19 protein-coding genes are annotated in these 22,325 nt (G+C 55.4%); 14 read left to right on the top strand and 5 right to left on the bottom strand.

Annotation, left to right across the window (positions count from 1 at the left end; translation table 11 throughout):
- Positions 1-139 precede the first annotated feature (139 nt).
- Positions 140-1,624, bottom strand: a complete 1,485-nt coding sequence (gene ampG, locus H7R56_RS18025) for a muropeptide MFS transporter AmpG (protein WP_106927984.1) — start codon at positions 1,622-1,624, stop codon at positions 140-142.
- 46 nt (positions 1,625-1,670) lie between these two features.
- Positions 1,671-2,249: a lipoprotein gene (locus tag H7R56_RS18020; RefSeq protein ID WP_106927982.1), complete on the bottom strand. Its 579-nt coding sequence runs from the start codon at positions 2,247-2,249 to the stop codon at positions 1,671-1,673.
- Between the two features lie 297 nt (positions 2,250-2,546).
- On the opposite strand from H7R56_RS18020, the gene bolA reads away from it, so the two are divergent.
- From bolA to H7R56_RS17975, 9 genes are all read left to right on the top strand, one after another.
- On the top strand, positions 2,547-2,864 hold the full coding sequence (gene bolA, locus H7R56_RS18015) for a transcriptional regulator BolA (RefSeq protein ID WP_106927980.1): 318 nt from the start codon (positions 2,547-2,549) through the stop codon (positions 2,862-2,864).
- Positions 2,865-3,198: 334 nt separating this feature from the next.
- On the top strand, positions 3,199-4,497 hold the full coding sequence (tig, locus tag H7R56_RS18010) for a trigger factor (protein ID WP_106927978.1): 1,299 nt from the start codon (positions 3,199-3,201) through the stop codon (positions 4,495-4,497).
- A gap of 242 nt (positions 4,498-4,739) precedes the next feature.
- On the top strand, positions 4,740-5,363 hold the full coding sequence (gene clpP, locus H7R56_RS18005; protein ID WP_035894303.1) for an ATP-dependent Clp endopeptidase proteolytic subunit ClpP: 624 nt from the start codon (positions 4,740-4,742) through the stop codon (positions 5,361-5,363).
- A gap of 134 nt (positions 5,364-5,497) precedes the next feature.
- Positions 5,498-6,772, top strand: coding sequence for an ATP-dependent protease ATP-binding subunit ClpX (gene clpX, locus H7R56_RS18000; RefSeq protein WP_106927976.1), 1,275 nt, complete (start codon positions 5,498-5,500; stop codon positions 6,770-6,772).
- A gap of 183 nt (positions 6,773-6,955) precedes the next feature.
- Positions 6,956-9,310 (top strand): endopeptidase La, encoded by a 2,355-nt coding sequence (lon, locus tag H7R56_RS17995; protein WP_106927974.1) that lies wholly within the window; start codon positions 6,956-6,958, stop codon positions 9,308-9,310.
- Positions 9,311-9,519: 209 nt separating this feature from the next.
- Entirely contained in the window at positions 9,520-9,792 is a 273-nt protein-coding gene (hupB, locus tag H7R56_RS17990) for a nucleoid-associated protein HU-beta (RefSeq protein WP_035895161.1), read from the top strand.
- 213 nt (positions 9,793-10,005) lie between these two features.
- Positions 10,006-11,880 (top strand): peptidylprolyl isomerase, encoded by a 1,875-nt coding sequence (gene ppiD / locus H7R56_RS17985; protein ID WP_106927972.1) that lies wholly within the window; start codon positions 10,006-10,008, stop codon positions 11,878-11,880.
- Positions 11,881-12,028: 148 nt separating this feature from the next.
- The gene (locus tag H7R56_RS17980) at positions 12,029-12,406 is read left to right on the top strand and encodes a helix-hairpin-helix domain-containing protein (protein ID WP_106927970.1); all 378 of its coding nucleotides are present in this window, start codon (positions 12,029-12,031) and stop codon (positions 12,404-12,406) included.
- Positions 12,407-12,516: 110 nt separating this feature from the next.
- Positions 12,517-12,915, top strand: coding sequence for a YbgC/FadM family acyl-CoA thioesterase (locus H7R56_RS17975; protein ID WP_106927968.1), 399 nt, complete (start codon positions 12,517-12,519; stop codon positions 12,913-12,915).
- Between the two features lie 225 nt (positions 12,916-13,140).
- On the opposite strand, the gene queC is transcribed toward H7R56_RS17975, so the two are convergent.
- Together queC and H7R56_RS17965 are read right to left on the bottom strand one after the other, a co-directional pair.
- Positions 13,141-13,836 (bottom strand): 7-cyano-7-deazaguanine synthase QueC, encoded by a 696-nt coding sequence (gene queC / locus H7R56_RS17970; RefSeq protein WP_106927966.1) that lies wholly within the window; start codon positions 13,834-13,836, stop codon positions 13,141-13,143.
- Between the two features lie 67 nt (positions 13,837-13,903).
- A complete protein-coding gene (locus H7R56_RS17965) occupies positions 13,904-15,604 on the bottom strand; it encodes an SgrR family transcriptional regulator (protein WP_106927964.1) in 1,701 nt (566 codons plus the stop codon).
- 99 nt (positions 15,605-15,703) lie between these two features.
- Between H7R56_RS17965 and cof the strand changes: the two genes are divergently transcribed.
- Positions 15,704-16,522, top strand: a complete 819-nt coding sequence (cof, locus tag H7R56_RS17960) for an HMP-PP phosphatase (protein ID WP_106927963.1) — start codon at positions 15,704-15,706, stop codon at positions 16,520-16,522.
- Positions 16,523-16,568: 46 nt separating this feature from the next.
- Here cof and H7R56_RS17955 read toward each other — a convergent pair whose 3' ends face one another.
- The gene (locus tag H7R56_RS17955) at positions 16,569-17,618 is read right to left on the bottom strand and encodes a PLP-dependent cysteine synthase family protein (protein ID WP_106928193.1); all 1,050 of its coding nucleotides are present in this window, start codon (positions 17,616-17,618) and stop codon (positions 16,569-16,571) included.
- Positions 17,619-17,734: 116 nt separating this feature from the next.
- Here H7R56_RS17955 and H7R56_RS17950 point away from each other — a divergent pair, with 116 nt between their 5' ends.
- The 4 genes from H7R56_RS17950 (at position 17,735) to glnK (ending at position 22,310) form a co-directional block, all read left to right on the top strand.
- The gene (locus H7R56_RS17950) at positions 17,735-18,193 is read left to right on the top strand and encodes an Lrp/AsnC family transcriptional regulator (RefSeq protein ID WP_106927961.1); all 459 of its coding nucleotides are present in this window, start codon (positions 17,735-17,737) and stop codon (positions 18,191-18,193) included.
- A gap of 23 nt (positions 18,194-18,216) precedes the next feature.
- The gene (locus tag H7R56_RS17945; protein ID WP_182928323.1) at positions 18,217-19,992 is read left to right on the top strand and encodes a SmdA family multidrug ABC transporter permease/ATP-binding protein; all 1,776 of its coding nucleotides are present in this window, start codon (positions 18,217-18,219) and stop codon (positions 19,990-19,992) included.
- Positions 19,985-21,763: a SmdB family multidrug efflux ABC transporter permease/ATP-binding protein gene (locus H7R56_RS17940; RefSeq protein ID WP_106927957.1), complete on the top strand. Its 1,779-nt coding sequence runs from the start codon at positions 19,985-19,987 to the stop codon at positions 21,761-21,763. Before H7R56_RS17945 ends, H7R56_RS17940 begins: the two co-directional genes overlap by 8 nt.
- A gap of 208 nt (positions 21,764-21,971) precedes the next feature.
- Positions 21,972-22,310, top strand: coding sequence for a P-II family nitrogen regulator (glnK, locus tag H7R56_RS17935; protein ID WP_004858743.1), 339 nt, complete (start codon positions 21,972-21,974; stop codon positions 22,308-22,310).
- Positions 22,311-22,325: the final 15 nt, after the last annotated feature.

Raw genomic sequence — 22,325 nt, 5'->3', positions numbered from 1 at the left:
GTTAATGAAATAAAGCATACCTTAAACGTTCCAGTAATTTCCAGAATTCTAAAGCGCACAAAAGCGCAAATAAAAAAAGATATATACGATGCGTGAGTTATTATTACGCATCGTGATTACATCGGATATGCCGCATTTTTTACTGAGTGAGTGAAACGGGCCTTTTCCTCAGTGCCAGATAGTCCAGCAGGCAACCAAAGACGATACCGATAAATGCAATGAGCACCCCGGCTTCGAGCAACGTGCCGGACCATGCTACGGCAAAGAGATGAAGCGCATCGCTAATCAGCAGCAGCAGCCAGATGCCTAGCAGGGCGACCCCAGCCAGGAGCAGACGCAGCGCCAGACGATAGCCGCCGCTGTAGGATACGCGCGGCATAAATTGCTCAGTCTGCTGGGTGTACTCCAGCGTCCGGCGGCAGATTAACAGCAGCAATATGCCCGGCACCGCGGCGATGACGGAGAAAAGATAGAACGTTGGCCAGCCGTGGGCTTCGACAAACCAGCCGGCAATCGGGCCTACATAGACCCGTCCAACGGCCGACAGCGCCGACAGCAGGGCAAACTGGGTGGCGGAAAAGGATTTGTTGCACAGCGTCATCAGTAGCGCGACGAACGCCGCCGTTCCCATACCGCCGCACAGGTTTTCAAAGAATACCGCCGCCGCCATGGAGTAGAGGTGCTTGTCGGTAACCGACAGCATCCAGTAGCCCGCGTTGGAAACCCCCTGCAGAATGCCAAAAATCAGCAGCGCGCGAAACAGCGTCAGGCGCTGCATTAGTACGCCGCCGTACAGCGCGCCGATGATGGTCGCAAACAGACCGAGAGTCTTATTGACCATCCCGACCTGCCCGGCATCAAATCCGACGCCGCGAATCAGGAAGGTGGTGGTCAGGCTCATGGCGAAGGCATCGCCGAGTTTGTACATGACGATAAGCAGCAGAATCAGCCATGCGTTGTTACGGCCAAAGAAATCTTTCAGCGGCGCCACGACCGCCTGTTCAAGGCTTTTCGGCACCGGGATAACATCGCTGGGTTCCGGCGCCAGCAGGGTGGCGATAATGCAGGGAACGAGCAGCGCTGCCATCAGCCAGTACATACCCTGCCAGCCCAGCCATTTATCGGCAAGCCACAGCGCTAAACCGCCGGAAACCAGCATCCCCAGGCGATACCCCAGCACGCTGATGGCTGCTCCGGCACCGCGCTCTTCGGCAGGCAGTACGTCGGTTTTCCAGGCGTCGAAGACGATATCCTGCGACGCGGAACAGAAGGCGATAATGACCGCCAGCGCCGCCATCCAGCGCAGCTGCGAGGCGGGCTCAAGGAAGCCCATTGCCGCAATGGCAACCAGCAGTAGGCATTGGGTGGTCAACAGCCAGCCGCGACGGCGGCCGAGGAACGGCGGCGTGTAGCGGTCCATCACCGGCGACCACAGAAACTTAAAGACGTAGGCCTGGCCGACCAGCGAGAAAAAGCCGATGGTTTTCAGATCGATATTCTCGACCGTCATCCACGCCTGAAGCGTCCCTGAGGTCAGGGCAAGCGGTAAGCCGGAGGCAAAGCCAAGAATCAGCAGAATGGCTGATTTGGGTTGCTGAAAAATGCGTAGATAGTGACCAGACATAGGTATATACGTTCAGACCCGGCGAAGCGCCGGGTCTGAGACGGGATTAGCGTGCGTTTTGTTTAATGAAATCGTGAATGGCGGTGTCCTGTGCCATATCGGCAATGGTGTCACCCAGAACGCTATCCACGGTATTGGCGATATTCTGGTTAGAGGCCTGGAACGCGCCTTCAACAGAGTAGTTTGAACGGTAGTTTTTGGTCATCTTATTACCGTTAGCGGCGGTCGCGATGATGGCGATATCGGCTTTGGTATTGATGTTGTAACGCACGTTACCCTGAGAAACGTCAGCATACAGCTGGTTAACGATGATCTGCAGGTTTGCTGCGCCGTTCGGGCCAATCATATAGCCGCGCGCGGTCATTTGTTTTTCCAGCACTTCTTGCATCAGGAAGCGCAGGTCGCGCGAAGCGGTCAGGGTGACCAGTTGGTTGTTACGGGTGACTTTTGCCAGCGCCTGATCCTGGCGCTGATCGGCGCCGTTGATGCTGACGGTGACGCCCATCAGGCTAGGATCCTGGGAAGGCAGCGTGATTTTCGGTGAGACGTCAACGGTCGTCGGCGGCGTTGCGCACCCGGCCAACATAAACAGTGCTACCAGTGGGAAGAGGATTTTTTTTAACATGTTAGGGTTCTCAAACGCATTGTTTACTGAAAATTCCCGTCATCATAACATCGCCAACGGTCAGGGGAAGTAGGCAACGCATGTAATTTCATCGTGTTGGTGCTTTTCTGCACCGCGTGACAGTTTGCGCCAGGATTTCAGATGAGAACGGATTGTAAAAGACGTTAACTTCATCTACTTGACAAATAAAATGGCGCGAACGCTAATTTTTTGTTGCCTTTGTGTAATGGAGTCAGTAAAAGCGGCTAACATTTAAAGGGATAGGCGGCATCTTAACGTTGTCGGAGGAGTAATATCATGATGATGCGTGAACAAATCGAAGAAAAATTAAGGGCAGCGTTTGCTCCTGTGTTCCTGGAAGTTGTCGATGAAAGCTACCGCCACAACGTACCGGCAGGCTCTGAGAGCCACTTTAAAGTTGTGTTAGTCAGCGATCGATTCACCGGAGAGCGTTTCCTTAATCGCCACCGAATGATTTATGGCACCCTAACAGAGGAGTTTGCCTCGACCGTACATGCTCTGGCACTACACACTTACACGCGGAAAGAGTGGGAAGGTTTGCAGGATACCGTATTTGCTTCGCCGCCGTGTCGCGGCGCGGGCACTATCGCGTAGAAAAGGCATTTGCAACGCGGAACTTTTCCAGTATGTTGCGTACAGATTATGAGAAAACGGCCTGCGGGCCGTTTTGTTTTGTCTGAATTTTGCGCGCCAAAGACAGTATTCAGACAAAAATTAGCCGGGAATTGTGAAAAATGCCGCAGCAACGCGTGATAACCGTTCTCGACTCATAAAAGTGATGCCGCTATAATGCTGCGTCTTATTTTTCGGAATGTCTTCGGGATGATTCTGGCTACAGGGAATGGTTTCTGATTAAAAGAGAACGTCCCAGTACTGCAAGGCATGATTCAGAGTTGACCGAGCACTGTGATTTTTTTGAGGTAACAAGATGCAAGTTTCAGTTGAAACCACTCAGGGCCTTGGCCGCCGTGTAACGATTACTATCGCTGCTGACAGCATCGAGACCGCTGTAAAAAGCGAGCTGGTCAACGTAGCGAAAAAAGTACGCATTGACGGTTTCCGTAAAGGTAAAGTACCGATGAATGTTGTTGCTCAGCGTTATGGCGCTTCCGTGCGTCAGGACGTGCTGGGTGACCTGATGAGCCGTCACTTCGTTGACGCGATCATCAAAGAAAAAATTAACCCGGCTGGCGCACCGAACTATGTTCCGGGCGAATACAAACTGGGCGAAGACTTCACCTACGCCGTAGAATTCGAAGTGTATCCGGAAGTTGAGCTGAAAGGCCTGGACGCAATCGAAGTCGAAAAACCGGTTGTTGAAGTGACCGAAGCCGACGTTGACGGCATGCTGGACACCCTGCGTAAACAGCAGGCTAACTGGAAAGACAAAGACGGCGCTGTTGACGCTGAAGACCGCGTAACCGTTGACTTCATCGGTTCCGTAGACGGCGAAGAGTTCGAAGGCGGCAAAGCGACCGATTTCGTACTGGCGATGGGCCAGGGTCGTATGATCCCGGGCTTTGAAGACGGTATCAAAGGCCACAAAGCGGGCGAAGAATTCACCATCGACGTGACCTTCCCGGAAGAATACCACGCAGAAAATCTGAAAGGTAAAGCGGCTAAATTTGCGATTACCCTGAAGAAAGTTGAAGAGCGTGAGCTGCCGGAACTGACGGCTGAATTCATCAAACGTTTCGGCGTTGAAGACGGCACCGTTGAAGGCCTGCGCGCTGAAGTGCGTAAAAACATGGAACGCGAGCTGAAAGGCGCGGTACGTAACCGCGTTAAATCTCAGGCAATTGAAGGCCTGGTGAAAGCGAACGAAATCGACGTTCCGGCTGCGCTGATCGACAGCGAAATCGATGTGCTGCGCCGTCAGGCTGCACAGCGTTTCGGTGGCAACCAGCAGCAAGCGATGGAACTGCCGCGTGAACTGTTCGAAGAGCAGGCAAAACGCCGCGTTGTGGTTGGCCTGCTGCTGGGCGAAGTGATTCGTACCCACGAGCTGAAAGCTGACGAAGCACGCGTAGCTACCCTGATCGAAGAAATGGCTTCTGCCTACGAAGATCCGAAAGAAGTTATTGAATTCTACAGCAAAAACAAAGAGCTGATGGAAAACATGCGCAGTGTCGCTCTGGAAGAACAGGCTGTTGAAGCGGTTCTGGAAAAAGCGAAAGTGACTGAAAAAGCAACTTCCTTCAATGAACTGATGAATCAGCAGGCGTAATTTCGCTTTCCGGTTTACGGTTTTGAGAAAAACCCGTTGCCTTTTGGTAACGGGTTTTTTTTTATTGCAGCGATAGCGAAAGCTGACGTGATAAAACGCCGTTTGGGTGTTAGCGTAACAACAAAATATTGTTATGCTTGAAATAGGGTAAGATCGTACCCATTACTGGGGGAACGAATCACTCGCCGCATCGCTATAATCTGAATGTTGTGGCTATTTTATTTTTTATCCAGGAGACGGATATGTCATACAGTGGCGAAAGAGATAACTTTGCACCCCACATGGCCCTGGTGCCAATGGTCATCGAACAGACCTCCCGTGGCGAACGTTCTTTTGATATCTACTCCCGTCTGCTTAAAGAGCGCGTCATCTTTTTGACCGGCCAGGTGGAAGACCACATGGCGAACCTGATTGTGGCGCAAATGCTGTTTCTGGAAGCGGAAAACCCGGAAAAAGACATTTACCTGTATATCAACTCCCCAGGCGGCGTGATCACAGCAGGGATGTCCATTTATGACACCATGCAGTTCATCAAGCCAGACGTCAGCACCATCTGTATGGGGCAAGCGGCGTCAATGGGTGCGTTCCTGCTGACAGCAGGCGCAAAAGGTAAGCGCTTCTGCTTGCCGAACTCCCGCGTGATGATTCACCAACCGCTGGGCGGTTATCAGGGCCAGGCGACGGACATCGAAATCCACGCCCGTGAGATCCTGAAGGTGAAAGGACGCATGAATGAGCTTATGGCGCACCATACCGGTAAGTCTCTGGAGCAGATTGAAAGCGACACCGAGCGTGACCGTTTCCTGTCCGCTTCTGAAGCTGTTGAGTATGGCTTAGTTGACTCAATCCTGAGTCAGCGTAACTAATGTCATGACCGCACGTGCCGTCGCAGGGTATATACTACTAGAGGCGGCACAACGCTTGCGTAGCAGCTTGCGCTAAAGAATGGCATTTGCGTCGTCATATGCGGCACAAAGAACTTAAAAAGAGGTTTTGACTCATGACAGATAAACGCAAAGATGGCTCGGGCAAACTGTTGTACTGCTCTTTTTGCGGCAAAAGCCAGCACGAAGTGCGTAAGCTCATCGCCGGCCCATCCGTGTATATCTGCGACGAATGTGTCGACTTATGTAACGACATCATTCGCGAAGAGATTAAAGAAGTGGCGCCGCATCGCGAACGCAGTGCTCTGCCGACGCCACATGAAATTCGTCATCACTTAGATGACTACGTTATCGGTCAGGAACAGGCGAAAAAGGTGCTGGCCGTTGCGGTTTATAACCACTACAAACGTCTGCGCAATGGTGATACCAACAACGGCGTTGAGCTCGGCAAAAGTAACATTCTGCTGATCGGCCCGACCGGTTCCGGTAAAACGCTGCTGGCCGAAACGCTGGCCCGTCTGCTGGACGTACCGTTCACGATGGCCGATGCCACCACGCTGACCGAAGCGGGTTACGTGGGGGAAGACGTTGAAAACATTATTCAGAAGCTGCTGCAGAAGTGCGATTACGACGTACAGAAAGCACAGCGCGGTATTGTTTACATCGATGAAATCGACAAGATTTCCCGTAAGTCCGATAACCCGTCAATTACCCGTGACGTGTCCGGCGAAGGCGTACAGCAGGCGCTGCTGAAGCTGATTGAAGGCACTGTGGCAGCCGTACCGCCGCAGGGTGGCCGTAAACATCCGCAGCAGGAGTTCCTGCAGGTTGATACCTCGAAGATCCTGTTTATCTGCGGTGGTGCATTTGCGGGTCTGGATAAAGTCATTGCTAACCGTGTTGAAACTGGCTCCGGCATTGGTTTCGGCGCAACGGTAAAAGCAAAATCCGACAAAGCCAGCGAAGGCGAACTGCTGACCCAGGTTGAGCCAGAAGATCTGATCAAATTTGGTCTGATCCCTGAGTTCATTGGTCGTCTGCCGGTCGTGGCAACGCTGACTGAGCTCAGCGAAGAAGCGCTGATTCAGATCCTCAAAGAGCCGAAAAACGCCCTGACTAAGCAGTATCAGGCGCTGTTCAACCTCGAAGGTGTGGATCTGGAATTCCGCGACGAAGCGCTGGATGCGATTGCCAAGAAAGCCATGGCGCGTAAAACCGGCGCGCGTGGTTTGCGTTCCATCGTGGAAGCTGCGCTGCTCGAAACCATGTACGATCTGCCTTCCATGGAAGACGTTGAGAAAGTGGTCATCGACGAGTCGGTCATTGCTGGCCAGGGCGAACCGCTGCTTATCTACGGCAAGCCGGAAGCGCAGCAGGCATCTGGCGAATAATTCACCAGTTCATACAATCAGTTAATCAAAAAGGGGGGATTTTATCTCCCCTTTTATTTTTCCGTATTCATGGCGTTGAATGTGTGGAATACATCCCCATATACTGGTTACATGTTAATGGTTGTGTGAAGCACAGTCGCATGACCAGCTTACCTGGCGGACACTAAACTAAGAGAGAGCTCTATGAATCCTGAGCGTTCTGAACGCATTGAAATCCCCGTATTGCCGTTGCGCGATGTGGTGGTTTATCCGCACATGGTCATTCCCTTATTTGTAGGGCGGGAAAAATCTATCCGTTGTCTGGAAGCGGCCATGGATCATGATAAAAAAATCATGCTGGTCGCCCAGAAAGACGCTTCAACGGATGAGCCGGGTGTAAACGATCTTTTCACCGTCGGGACCGTGGCCTCTATTTTGCAAATGCTGAAACTGCCTGACGGTACGGTCAAAGTACTGGTTGAAGGCCTTCAGCGTGCGCGTATCAGCGCGCTGTCTGACAACGGCGAACACTTCTCGGCGAAGGCCGAGTACCTGGAGTCGCCGGCGATTGAAGAGCGCGAGCAGGAAGTGCTGGTGCGTACGGCAATCGGTCAGTTTGAAGGCTATATCAAGCTGAACAAAAAAATTCCACCGGAAGTGCTGACGTCGCTGAACAGCATCGACGATCCGGCGCGCCTGGCGGATACCATTGCCGCGCATATGCCGCTGAAGCTGGCGGATAAACAGTCCGTCCTCGAGATGTCCGACATCAACGAACGCCTGGAATATCTGATGGCGATGATGGAGTCGGAAATCGATCTGCTGCAGGTTGAGAAACGTATTCGCAACCGCGTGAAAAAGCAGATGGAGAAATCTCAGCGCGAGTACTATCTGAACGAGCAAATGAAAGCCATTCAGAAAGAGCTCGGCGAGATGGACGACGCGCCGGACGAGAACGAAGCGCTGAAGCGTAAGATCGACGCGGCGAAAATGCCGAAAGAGGCGAAAGAGAAAACCGAAGCCGAACTGCAAAAGCTGAAAATGATGTCGCCGATGTCAGCTGAAGCGACCGTGGTTCGTGGCTATATCGACTGGATGGTGCAGGTACCGTGGAATGCGCGTAGCAAGGTCAAAAAAGACCTTCGCCAGGCACAGGAAATCCTTGATACCGACCATTATGGTCTGGAACGCGTGAAAGATCGCATCCTTGAGTATCTTGCGGTTCAAAGCCGTGTGAACAAAATCAAGGGGCCGATCCTGTGTCTGGTTGGGCCGCCGGGGGTGGGTAAAACCTCTCTGGGTCAGTCCATCGCGAAGGCGACCGGGCGCAAATACATCCGTATGGCGCTGGGCGGCGTGCGTGATGAAGCGGAAATCCGCGGCCACCGTCGTACCTATATTGGTTCGATGCCGGGCAAACTGATTCAGAAGATGGCCAAAGTGGGCGTGAAAAACCCGCTGTTCCTGCTTGATGAGATCGACAAGATGTCCTCCGACATGCGCGGCGATCCTGCTTCTGCACTGCTTGAAGTGCTGGATCCTGAGCAGAACGTGGCGTTCAGCGACCACTACCTGGAAGTGGACTACGATCTCAGCGACGTAATGTTTGTTGCGACCTCGAACTCCATGAATATTCCGGCACCGCTGCTGGACCGTATGGAAGTGATTCGTCTGTCTGGCTATACCGAAGATGAGAAACTGAACATCGCTAAACGTCACCTGCTGCCGAAGCAGATTGAACGTAACGCCCTGAAAAAAGGCGAACTGACGGTTGATGACAGCGCCATTGTCGGTATTATCCGCTATTACACCCGCGAAGCGGGCGTGCGTAGCCTGGAGCGTGAAATCTCCAAACTGTGCCGTAAAGCGGTGAAACAGCTGCTGCTGGATAAAGCGCTGAAGCACATCGAGATTAACGGCGATAACCTGCACGATTACCTCGGCGTTCAGCGCTTTGACTACGGCCGCGCCGATGACGAAAACCGCGTGGGTCAGGTGACCGGCCTGGCGTGGACGGAAGTGGGCGGCGATCTGCTGACTATCGAAACCGCCTGCGTCCCGGGTAAAGGCAAGCTGACCTACACCGGCTCCCTGGGGGAAGTCATGCAGGAGTCCATTCAGGCTGCGCTGACCGTGGTGCGCGCGCGCGCGGAAAAACTGGGCATCAATCCAGATTTCTACGAAAAACGCGACATCCACGTTCACGTACCGGAAGGGGCAACGCCGAAAGACGGTCCGAGCGCCGGTATCGCGATGTGTACCGCGTTGGTTTCCTGCCTGACCGGCAACCCGGTGCGTGCAGACGTGGCGATGACGGGCGAAATTACCCTGCGTGGCCAGGTGCTGCCGATCGGCGGTCTGAAGGAAAAACTGCTGGCAGCACACCGCGGCGGTATTAAGACTGTTCTGATTCCTGATGAGAACAAACGCGATCTGGAAGAAATTCCGGACAACGTTCTGGCGGATCTGGATATTCATCCGGTGAAACGAATTGAGGAAGTTCTGTCCCTTGCTCTGCAAAACGAACCCAGCGGAATGCAGGTTGTAACGGCAAAATAGTGACCTCGCGCAAAGAGCGTTAATAAAAAGCGGGCTGGCAAGCATAAACTGACTTGCCAGCCTTTTTTTGTCTCGCTAATTTAGACGGCTGGCAGGTGTGTCTTCGACAACGGGTGTTGTAAGGGCATGGGAGTCCTGATATAACTGCTCCGCGATTGCGCCGTGAAGGATTCAGGTGCGATATAAATAATAAAGAGAGGAAGAGAACAGTGAACAAATCTCAACTGATTGACAAAATTGCTGCTGGCGCGGATATCTCCAAAGCTGCAGCTGGACGTGCGTTAGATGCTTTAATTGCTTCTGTTACTGAATCTCTGCAAGCTGGGGATGACGTTGCGCTGGTAGGCTTTGGTACCTTTGCGGTTAAAGAGCGTGCTGCCCGTACTGGCCGCAACCCTCAGACCGGTAAAGAGATCACTATTGCTGCCGCTAAAGTTCCGGCATTCCGTGCAGGTAAAGCACTGAAAGACGCGGTAAACTGATCGCTTTCCCGCTAGGGGAATGTGGAAAAGTACAAGGGCGCATCATCTGATGTGCCTTTTTTTATGCCTTAATGCGTACTTTTAAGTGTTTATATGCGGTGTGTGCTGACAACCGCCCCGGTTTCTTGTCAAAATACGCCCTCACGCGCAGCCGCCACACGTGCTATGCTGCTCGAGATATAAAAGTCACCTACAGCGGAGTGTTGTTACACCATGATGGACAATTTACGCACGGCAGCGAACAGCGTCGTGATCAAAGTCATTTTCGGTCTCATTATCGTGTCGTTCATCTTGACCGGCGTGAGTGGTTACCTGATTGGCGGTAGCAATAATTTTGCCGCGAAAGTGAATGGCCAGGAAATTGGTCGCGCCCAGTTTGAAAATGCCGTTGCCAGCGAACGTAATCGCATGCAGCAGCAGCTTGGCGATCAGTTCTCTGAACTGGCGGCCAACGAAAACTACATCAAAACCATGCGTCAGCAGGTGCTCAATCGTCTGATCGACGAAGCGCTGCTCGACCAGTACGCCAAAGACCTTGGCCTCGGCATCAGCGATGAGCAGGTGCGTAAAGCTATTTTTGCGACCCCGGCGTTCCAGAGCGAAGGCAAATTCGACAACACTCGCTACAGCGCACTGATCAATCAAATGGGGATGAACCCTGACCAGTACGCGCAGGCGCTGCGTAACCAGTTAACCACCCAGCAGCTGATTAATGCCGTTGCCGGTACCGACTTCATGCTGCCTGGCGAAACCGACCAACTGGCGGCGCTGGTTTCCCAGCAGCGTCTGGTGCGCGAAGCCACGATTGACGTGAACGCACTGGCGGCGAAACAGCAGGTGAGCGATCAGGAAATTGCCAGCTACTACGAGCAGAACAAAGGTCAGTTCGTGGCACCGGAGCAGTTCCGCGTCAGCTACATTAAGCTGGACGCTGCGGCGATGAGCCAGAACGTCTCTGACGACGAGATCCAGTCTTACTACGATCAGCATCAGGATCAGTTCACCCAGCCGCAGCGCGAGCGCTACAGCGTGATTCAGACGAAAACCGAAGCCGATGCGAAATCGGTGCTTGATGCGCTGAACAACGGCGGCGACTTTGCCGCGCTGGCAAAAGAGAAATCGACCGACATTATCTCCGCGCGTAACGGCGGCGATATGGGCTGGCTGGAAGCTTCCACGCTGCCGGACGAACTGAAAAATGCCGGTCTGAAAGAGAAAGGCCAGCTGTCAGGGGTGATCAAATCTTCCGTGGGCTTCCTGGTCGCGCGTCTGGACGATGTGCAGCCGGCAAAAGTCAAACCGCTGGCCGATGTTCATAATGACATCGCTAACAAAGTGAAGCAGGAAAAAGCGCTCGACGCGTTCTATGCGCTGCAGCAGAAAGTGAGCGACGCGGCGAGCAACGATAACGACTCTCTGGCCGGTGCTGAACAGGCCGCAGGCGTGAAAGCCGTAGAAACCGGCTGGTTTGACCGCAATAATCTGCCGGCGGAGCTGAACTTTAAGCCCGTCTCCGACGCTATCTTTAACGGCGGTCTGGTGGGTGAAAACGGCATGCCGGGCAGCAACTCCGACATCATTACCGTTGATGGCGATCGTGCCTTCGTCCTGCGCGTGAGCGAGCACAAAGCGGAAGCGGTGAAACCGCTGGCCGAGGTGAAAGCGCAGGTGACCGATATCGTTAAGCACAACAAAGCAGCGCAGCAGGCGAAGATGGATGCTGAGAAACTGCTGGTAGCGCTGAAAGACGGTAAAGGTGACGATGCGATGAAAGCCGCTGGCCTGAGCTTTAGCGCAAGCAAAACGCTGAGCCGCACGGGTCAGGACCCGCTGAGCCAGGCGGCCTTTGCGCTGCCGCTGCCGCAGAAAGATAAACCGAGCTACGGTATCGGCAACGATATGCAGGGCAACGTGGTACTGCTGGCGCTCGACGAAGTGAAAGCAGGCGAAATGCCGGAAGCGCAGAAGAAAGCAATGGTTCAGGGCATTACGCAGAACAACGCGCAGATCGCGTTTGAAGCGATGATGAACAACCTGCGTAAATCCGCGAAGATTAAACTCGGCGATATCATCGACCAGCAGCAATAATCCGGAACGCTTCTCGCATAAATTTGTAATGCGATGCACACACCAAAGGCCGCTTTCGCGGCCTTTTCCACATTTAAAATCTGCCTTTTGCGCGTCGCTCTGCCGCTGGTTATGGTGCTCAGGTCATCAACCATAAGGAGACATCAACATGAAACGTGGAATCAAAATGTGTGTTATTGCGGCGGTCGTGACCTGCCTGGGTATGAGTTTTAGCGCGCAGGCCGCGCAGCCTGTGGCGGCCAAAACGTCCCAGCAACAGAGTAAAGCCAGCTCCGCCTCCGGCGAACAGGCGAAGGCCACGCCGGCCACGAAAGCGGCCGATGAGGACGGCACCCGGGTCAGTATTAATACCGCGTCAGCCGAAGCGCTCGCCCAGGTGATGAACGGCGTGGGGCTGAAGAAAGCACAGGCTATCGTCAGCTACCGTGAAGAGTACGGCCCCTTCAAAACGGTGGACGACCTCAAGCAGGTGCCGGGTATGGGGAGCTCGCTGGTTGAGCGTAATCTGGCCCACCTCACGCTTTAATTTACTTTGATGGTTTGCAGTCGTCTGAAAATTTGCCAGACTAAAGAGGTCATACCAGTGGTGTGACCTTTGACTCTATTCATAATTTAAAACAATAAGGCTATGGCGCTATGCAGACGAAAATCAAAGTTCGCGGTTATCACCTGGATGTTTATCAGCATGTTAACAACGCGCGCTATCTGGAGTTTCTGGAAGAGGCTCGTTGGGATGGGCTGGAAAATAGCGCAGGGTTCCAGTGGATGAGCGCGCACCACATCGCCTTCGTGGTGGTGAATATCAACATCAACTACCGCCGTCCGGCGGTATTGGGCGATGTGCTCACGGTGACCAGTAAAGTAGAGCAGCTAAACGGCAAAAGCGGCGTGCTCAGCCAGGTGGTTACGCTGGATCCGGAAGGGCAGGTTGTCGCCGATGCGCTGATTACCTTTGTGTGTATTGACCTGAAAACGCAGAAGGCGCTGGCGCTGGAAGGTGAGCTGCGCCAACACCTGGAAGCAATGGTGGAGTGATACACCGATGCTCGGGGCGGCATAACATGTAGGCCTGATAAGCGAAGCGCCATCAGGCGACACGGTGCAGTTGCCGGATGGCGGCGTTGCCTTATCCGGCCTACAACACAGCCGTTGCTGGAAGTGAAGGGCAATAACATGTAGGCCTGATAAGCGAAGCGCCATCAGGCGGTATGGCGCAGTTGCCGGATGGCGGCGCGGTCTTATCCGGTCGTCGCGTCAGGCTTATTTAAGCCCCGTCTTTTGCTTCATCGTTGCCATAATGCCCGGTTTATCCGCCAGATAATGGTTCAACCCGTTAGCGCGCAGGCTACAGGCCGCGCAGTGGCCACAGCCATCGCCCTTAATGCCGTTGTAGCAGGTCAGCGTTTCGCTGCGAACCAGATCCAGCTTGCCCCAATAGTCCGCCAGCGCCCAGGTCTGCGCTTTATCCAGCCACATCAGCGGCGTTTCAAAACGGATATCTTTCGCCATTCCCAGGCTTACCGCGTGGTTTAGCGCCTTCACAAACTCGTCGCGGCAGTCCGGGTAGCCGGAGAAGTCGGTCTCGCACACGCCGGTGATAACCGCTTCTGCCTTTACCTGGTAGGCGTAAATAGCGGCGAGCGTCAGGAACAGAATATTACGTCCAGGGACGAAGGTGTTTGGGATGCCGTCGGCGTTAGGCTCGTAGTCCGGCACCGGGATGCTGTCGCGGGTCAGGCTGCTGACCGCCAGCTCATTCAAGAGCGTAACGTCGAGCACCTTGTGTGCGCGGGCACCCAACGTTAGCGCCAGTTCGCGAGCCACATCAATCTCGGCGCGGTGGCGCTGGCCATAATCAAACGTGACGCAGTGAACTTCATCATATTGATGCAACGCCTGCACCAGGCATGTGGTGGAGTCTTGTCCACCGCTAAAGACGACAACGGCACGTTTCATGGCTTTTCCTGTCTGTGACTCTAAAAGCCGCTATGGTAACGCCTGTGCGCCGCGGCGACCAGCTTCTTCACCGCGTGGCAGGCGGTAGCCACGCTTCGTTGAAATCAAACCAGCCGCGGGCGTTCAGGCGAATGCCGTTTACCCCCGGCGGCGCGCTGACCTGATACTGATAGTTAAACAATGGCGTCAGTATGGCATCTCCCATCAGCCGAGTGAAAATACGCTTTAGCGCGGCGATGCGTTCGTCATCCTCTGGCTGAGCTTGGGCATCGTCCAGCGCCGACTGAAGATGTGCGGCCTGTGCATCGGTAAACAACGCCGGCCAGAGCGCGTCGCAGCGCAGCCATTGCTCCAGCGCGTACTCCGGCATTTCACCGATCAGCCGGTCGCCCATAAAGAGATCGGCCTGCGGCAAATCAGGGCAGCCGGTCCAGCTTTTGGCATCGTAAAATAGCAACGTCAGCTCACAGCCCAGCCGTCCCAGCGCTATTTTCAGCTCTTCCGCCATAGTATGCAGCTCCACGGGGAGGTGGTAAAGCAGCGTAAGCTGAGCTGGCAGCGGCACGTTGGGATCCTCCTGAGCCAGCGGAATATCCCAACCTGGCAACATCTCCTCGCTTGGCGTGATCAGATTTTCCCCAAGCGGCAGACTTTGCAACAGGCCGGAGCGGTGAATCAGCGCAATCACCCGCTGCGCCTGTGCCCGGCTGAGCCGAGGGCTTTGCCGCAGCGCCAGGTAGCAAAACCCAAGACTGATGCTGTGGCTCACCAGACGCAGTTCGCCCAGCTCCTCTGGCTTACCGATGGCTATCTGTACCGGGTGTTGACAGCTGGTGCCAAGCCCCTGCTCAAAAAGCTGCGGAGTGATCCAGTATTCGATCGCCTGCAGCAGCGGATGGCCAAGATGATAACGATGATGGCTTTCAATACGCACCAGCTCCGGCTCAAAGATCTTCAGCATAAATGGGCCGGTACCTTGCTCCGGATCTTCCGGATGCGCCAGAACGCTACAGTAGCTCGCCAGCCGATGCGCCAGCCAGTAGTCCGGACGGTGGAGCGTAAAACTCAGACACTGCGGATGGGTCTGCGTAATGGCTTTCACGCTGGCAAACAGTTTTGCCAGCTCAGGCAGCGCAAAGAGCATCAACAGACGACGGCGAAGCTGCTCGGTTTCTACCACATCGCCATTGTGCCAGTGCAGCGTCGAGCGAATGTAGAACTGCCAGCACAGCCCGTCGTCCGACACCGACCAGTGGTGTGCCAGATCTCCCCGTGGCTGCGACGCATCGTGATTGAAGCGGGTCAGGCCGGAGTATATTTGCCCGGCCAGATGCTGTTCGGCGCGCCCGGCGAGAAAACCCGGATGCAACGGCTCCAGCGGGCGATAATAGGGAATACGCAGCGTCGGCGTATTGTTCTGCCACTGGCCGCCGAGAAACGGATGCAGCAACGCCCGCAGCTCGATGGGGGCGATCTGAGCCAGCTCCAGCGCGTTGTGCTGCTGGCCGCGGTTAAGTGCGGTTTCCATCATCTCGTTACGCAGCTGCTCCGGCGTGGTGTGAAAACGCAGTAGCCCGCGCTTGCCGCGCCCGGATTGTGCCTGCCAGCTAAGCCAGCCGGCCTCCTGCGACTGACGCAGCAGCGTGCGCACGTGGCGCTCGCTGCAAAAACAGCGGGCAGCCAGTTCGGCAATCGTGACCTGCTGAACCTCACCCTGCGAAGGCTGCCATAGGCGCTGGAATTGATTTAAACGGTTTAACAGTCGCATAGAAACCCGGAACAATAAAAATGAAGTATTCAGTATTACTTCCGTATATCCCAGCGGATACTGCTTAACAAGAGAGAGCGATCACAAGCGAGAGAAATCATGGCAAGACTGGCGGCGTTTGATATGGATGGCACACTGTTGATGCCGGATCACCGTATGGGGGAAAGAACCGTTGCGGTACTCAAGCGGCTGCGTGAGCGCCAGATAACCCTGACTTTTGCCACCGGCCGTCACGTACTGGAAATGCGCCCGCTGGTGGAAACGCTGTCGTTAAACGCCTTTTTGATCACCGGCAACGGCACACGTATTCATAACCAGCAGGGCGAGGTGCTGTATCGCAGCGACCTTTCGCCGGACGTCGCTGAGCAGGTGCTGCATTCATACTGGGACACGAAAGCCAGTATGCATGTGTTTAACGACGGCGGTTGGTTTACCGGGCAGGAGATTCCTGAGCTTCTTGTGGCGCACGTTTATAGCGGTTTTCGCTACCAGCTGCGCGATCTACGACGGATCCCGGCACATCAGGTCACCAAAATTTGTTTCTGTGGCGATCACGACGATCTTTGTCGTCTGCGAATTCAGTTAACCGACGCGCTGGATAAGCGCGCCGATATCTGTTTCTCGGCGGTGGATTGCCTGGAAGTGCTGCCGCGCGGTAGCAATAAAGGGGCGGCGTTGACGGTGCTGAGCGACCATCTTGGCGTCAGTATGGCAGAGTGCATGGCCTTCGGCGATGCGATGAACGACCGTGAGATGCTGGGGCTAGTGGGCCGTGGCGTCATTATGGGGAACGCGATGGGACAGCTTAAAGCCGCACTGCCTCACCTGCCGGTTATCGGAAACTGCAACAACCAGGCGGTTTCTCACTATTTAACTCATTGGCTGGATACACCAAATCTACCTTATTCCCCCGAATAGAGAGACCTTTCCAGCAAGCCAGGCATCTGATGATGCCTGGCTTTTTTTATTGGCCAAGCAGTTGCTCAATCTCACGGCGCCACGGCGTTGTATCACCAATATTGTTCGCTACCCATTGCGCGTTGTAATAGGTGTCGAGATAGCGCTCGCCGCTGTCGCACAGCAGCGTGACGATTGAACCGCTTTTCCCTTCGGTGCGCATCTGCGCGGCCAGCTGTAATGCGCCCCACATATTGGTGCCGGTTGAAGCTCCGACCTTGCGGCCTAGCTGAGTTTCCAGCCAGTGTGCGGTGGCAACGCTGGCGGCATCCGGCACTCGCAGCATGTTATCGACCACGTCGGGAATAAAGGACGGTTCCACGCGCGGGCGGCCGATCCCCTCAATTTTACTGCCGATGCTGCCGCGCAGGCTGGCGTCCCGGTTTTGCCAGTAGTCGAGGAACACCGAATTTTCCGGATCGACCACCATCAGCTGCGTTTCATAGCCCTGGCAGCGAATATAGCGACCGATGGTGGCAGAAGTCCCGCCGGTACCGGCGCTCATCACCACCCAGGACGGCACCGGGTGAGGTTCATGGGACATCTGGCGGAAGATGCTGTCGGCGATGTTGTTGTTACCGCGCCAGTCGGTTGCGCGTTCGGCGTAGGTAAACTGATCCATATAATGGCCGTTCAGCTCGCGCGCCAGCGTTTCCGACGCGGCGTAGATTTCGCAGGCGCTGTTCACGAAGTGGCAGCGGCCGCCGTAAAACTCAATCTGTTCGATTTTACGTTTCGCGGTGCAGGCGGGCATAACCGCAATAAACGGCAGGCCCAGCAGGCGGGCGAAATAGGCTTCAGAAACCGCCGTTGACCCCGAAGAGGATTCAATGATAGTCGTCCCTTCCTGAATCCAACCGTTGCACAGCCCGTAGAGGAACAGCGAGCGCGCCAGCCGGTGCTTCAGGCTACCCGTTGGGTGGGTGCTTTCGTCTTTCAGGTACAGCTGAATGCCGGGGAACGCGGGCAGCGACAAACGAATCAGGTGCGTATCGGCGCTGCGTTGATAGTCGGCGTTAATTTCGCTTATCGCATTTTTGACCCAGGTGCTGTTCATCATCATTTTTCCGTTTGTCATTTTGTGCCCAGCTTAGCGAAAACGGCAGAAAAAATTGTTGCCATCTGGCCTTTAAAATAGAATGAAGAGAGAAAAACTTTCTCCTGGTGGGTTAAATGTTAGATAAAATTGACCGCAAGCTGCTGTCCCTGCTGCAAAATGACTGCACGCTCTCTTTGCAGGCGTTAGCGGATGCCGTTAATCTGACCACCACGCCGTGCTGGAAACGGCTAAAACGGCTGGAAGATGACGGCGTGCTGCTCGGGCGCGTGGCGCTCCTCGACGCGGAAAAGCTCGGATTAGGGCTGACGGCGTTTGTGCTGATTAAAACCCAGCACCACAGCAGTGACTGGTACAGCCTGTTTGTCAGCGAAGTGACGCAAATGCCTGAAGTGCTTGGCTTCTGGCGCATGGCCGGGGAATATGATTACCTGATGCGCGTGCAGGTTGCGGACATGAAACGCTACGATGATTTTTATAAAAGCCTGGTGAATCGCGTCCCCGGACTGTCGGACGTCACCTCAAGCTTTGCGATGGAACAGATTAAATACACCACAGCGCTTCCCATCGAATAACTCTATCTCTGGAATTTTACTGCGTGCGATTATTTGCTCAACTTAGCTGGTACTTCCGTCGGGAATGGCGTCGCTATCTCGGCGCCGTGGCCCTGCTAATCATTATTGCCATTCTGCAGCTGATCCCGCCGAAAGTGGTGGGCATCGTGGTGGACGGCGTGACGCAACGCCACTTCAGCGCCGGGACGGTGATGATGTGGATAGGCACTATGGTCCTGATTGCCGTGGTGGTTTACCTGCTGCGTTACGTCTGGCGCGTGCTGCTGTTTGGCGCCTCTTACCAGCTGGCCGTTGAGCTGCGTGAAGATTTTTACCGCCAGCTGAGCCGCCAGCATCCGGAGTTTTATCTGCGCCACCGTACCGGCGACCTGATGGCCCGCGCGACGAACGACGTTGACCGCGTGGTCTTCGCCGCCGGGGAAGGGGTGCTGACGCTGGTGGACTCGCTGGTAATGGGCTGCGCGGTGCTGATTGTCATGTCGACCCAATTGAGCTGGCAGCTGACGCTACTGGCGCTGGTGCCGATGCCTATTATGGCGCTGGTTATCCACCGCTATGGCAATCTGCTCCATGAACGCTTCAAAGTGGCGCAGGCAGCGTTTTCCAGCCTGAATGACCGTACCCAGGAGAGCCTGACGAGTATCCGCATGATTAAGGCCTTTGGTCTTGAGGATCGCCAGTCCGCGCAGTTTGCGGCCGACGCGGCAGATACCGGGGTGAAGAATATGCGCGTGGCGCGCATCGACGCCCGCTTTGATCCGACGATTTATATCGCCATCGGCATGGCGAACCTGCTGGCGATTGCCGGCGGTAGCTGGATGGTGATGCAGGGGGAGCTGACCCTTGGTCAGTTGACCAGCTTTATGATGTACCTTGGCCTGATGATTTGGCCAATGCTGGCGCTGGCGTGGATGTTTAACATCGTTGAGCGCGGCAGTGCCGCCTATAGCCGCATCCGTACTCTGCTGGCGGAGGCACCGGTAGTGAACGATGGTTTTCAGCCGGTGCCAGCGGGGCGCGGGGCGCTTGAGCTGGCAATTCATCGTTTTTACTACCCGCAAACCGACAAACCGGCGCTGGAAGAGGTTAACGTCACGCTGCGGCCGGGCAATATGCTGGGAATATGCGGGCCGACGGGGGCGGGGAAATCGACCCTATTGTCGCTTATTCAGCGCCATTTCGACGTCAGCGAAGGCGACATCTGCTTCCATGATATCCCGCTGCGTCAGCTCCAGCTGGATGCCTGGCGCGGACGGCTGGCGGTCGTTATCCAGACGCCGTTCCTGTTTTCTGACACTGTAGCCAACAACATTGCGCTAGGGTGCCCCAGCGCAACGCAGGAAGAGATTGAACGTGCGGCGAAGCTTGCCTGCGTGCATGAGGATATCCTGCGTCTGCCGCAGGGCTATGACACGGAAGTGGGTGAGCGCGGCGTGATGCTCTCCGGCGGGCAGAAACAGCGTATTTCCATCGCACGTGCGCTGCTGCTGGATGCGGAAATCCTGATCCTCGACGATTCGCTGTCGGCGGTTGACGGCCGTACCGAGCATCAAATTTTGCATAATCTGCGCCAGTGGGGCGAAGGGCGGACGGTCATTATCAGCGCCCACCGCCTCTCGGCATTGACCGACGCCAGTGAAATTATCGTGATGCAGCACGGGCATATCGTGCAGCGCGGGCAGCATGAGCAACTGGCGGCGCAGGCAGGCTGGTATCGCGACATGTACCGCTATCAACAGCTGGAAGCCGCGCTGAATGACGCGCCGGAAGAAGAAAAGCCGGAGGTGGCAGATGCGTAGTTTCGGACAACTGTGGCCTACGTTAAAGCGGCTGCTGGCCTACGGTTCGCCGTGGCGCAGGCCGCTGTCGATTGCGGTCGTCATGTTATGGATCGCCGCCGCCGCGGAGGTGAGCGGACCGTTGTTGATAAGCTACTTTATCGACAACATGGTGGCGAAGGATATTCTGCCCTTGGGCAAGGTGGCCGGGCTGGCGGCGGCCTACGTCGGCCTTCAGCTGCTGGCGGCCACGCTGCACTATAGCCAGTCGCTGCTGTTCAACCGCGCGGCGGTCGGCGTGGTGCAACAGCTGCGCAGCGACGTCATGGATGCGGCGCTGCGACAGCCCCTGGGCGAGTTTGATACTCAGCCGGTCGGCCAACTGATTTCGCGGGTCACCAACGACACTGAAGTGATCCGTGACCTGTACGTGACCGTCGTCGCTACGGTGCTGCGCAGCGCGGCGCTGATTGGTGCCATGCTGGTGGCGATGTTTAGCCTTGACTGGCGCATGGCGCTGGTGGCGATCGCTATCTTCCCGGCAGTATTGACGGTGATGGTGATTTACCAGCGTTACAGCACGCCGATCGTGCGCCGCGTGCGCGCCTATCTGGCCGATATTAACGATGGCTTTAATGAAGTGATCAACGGCATGAGCGTGATCCAGCAGTTCCGTCAGCAGGTGCGCTTTGGCGAACGTATCGGCGAGGTTAGCCGCTCGCACTATCTGGCGCGGATGCAAACCCTGCGGCTGGACGGTTTCTTGCTGCGGCCGCTGCTCAGTCTGTTCTCCTCCCTGATTCTGTGCGGGCTGCTGATGCTGTTTGGCTTTAGCACGCAGGGCTCCATCGAGGTGGGTGTTCTGTACGCATTTATCAGCTACCTTGGGCGGCTCAATGAGCCGTTGATCGAGCTGACGACCCAGCAGTCGATGCTGCAACAGGCGGTGGTTGCCGGCGAGCGCGTCTTTGAATTAATGGATCGCCCACGCCAGCAGTACGGCGACGATATTGCTCCACTCACCAGCGGCGATATTGATATTGATAATGTGTCGTTCGCCTATCGCGATGACAAAATGGTGCTGCAAAATATCTCTCTGTCGATTCCGGCGCGCAGCTTCGTTGCGCTGGTCGGGCATACCGGCAGCGGGAAGAGCACGCTGGCCAGCCTGCTGATGGGCTACTACCCGCCAAATAGCGGCGAAATTCGCCTTGGCGGTCGTCCGCTGCCCAGCCTCAGTCACCAGGTGCTGCGTCAGGGCATCGCCGTGGTGCAGCAGGATCCTGTCGTGCTGGCGGACTCCTTTTTTGCCAACGTTACGCTGGGGCGCGACATCAGCGAAGCGCAGGTCTGGCAGGTGCTGGAAACGGTGCAGCTGGCCTCGTTGGCGCGTGAAATGAGCGACGGCATCTATACCCATCTGGGCGAGCAGGGCAACAACCTGTCGGTTGGTCAGAAGCAGCTGTTGGCGCTGGCCCGCGTGTTGGTTGATATCCCGCAGGTGCTGATTCTTGATGAGGCCACCGCCAATATCGACTCCGGCACCGAGCGCGCGATTCAGCAGGCGCTGGCCGCAGTGCGCCAGCACACGACGCTGGTGGTGATTGCCCACCGGCTGTCGACCATCGTTGAGGCAGACACCATTATGGTGCTGCACCGTGGTCAGGCGGTAGAGCAGGGGACCCATCAGCAACTGCTTGAAGCCAAAGGGCGTTACTGGCAGATGTATCAACTCCAGTTGGCAGGTGAAGAGTTGGCGGCGTCGGGTCAGGATGACGCGCTGACCGCGTGATGCACCAGCGTTAAGCATTTTTCTAACAGAATGCATTTGTGACACGCATCATGCACCCGCATGGTGCGTTTTTCTTTTCAACGCCACCTTATTGCGCCCGTCGCCCCCGATTTTTCCCGCCTGCGCATCATTTTTCATTTCTGGCACGCCCCTTGCTTTATCTCTTCTGTGTTCGCAGCCACTACCGAATTCTGACTGGAGGGGATCTATGAAGCTGGTTACCGTGGTAATCAAACCATTCAAACTCGAAGACGTTCGCGAAGCGCTGTCTTCAATTGGCATTCAGGGCTTAACGGTGACGGAAGTGAAAGGCTTCGGTCGTCAGAAGGGTCATGCAGAGCTTTACCGCGGTGCGGAGTACAGCGTCAACTTCCTGCCCAAAGTAAAGATTGATGTGGCGATCGCCGACGATCAACTTGATGAAGTCGTTGATGTGATCAGCAAAGCCGCTTACACCGGAAAAATTGGCGACGGTAAGATTTTTGTCGCCGAACTGCAGCGCGTGATCCGTATTCGTACCGGCGAAGCCGACGAAGCGGCGCTGTAATTCCCAGCCAGCACA

This window comes from Klebsiella sp. WP3-W18-ESBL-02 (genome assembly GCF_014168815.1).
Taxonomy (GTDB): Bacteria; Pseudomonadota; Gammaproteobacteria; order Enterobacterales; family Enterobacteriaceae; genus Kluyvera; species Kluyvera ascorbata_B.
This window is presented reverse-complemented; position numbering and strand designations above follow the sequence as displayed.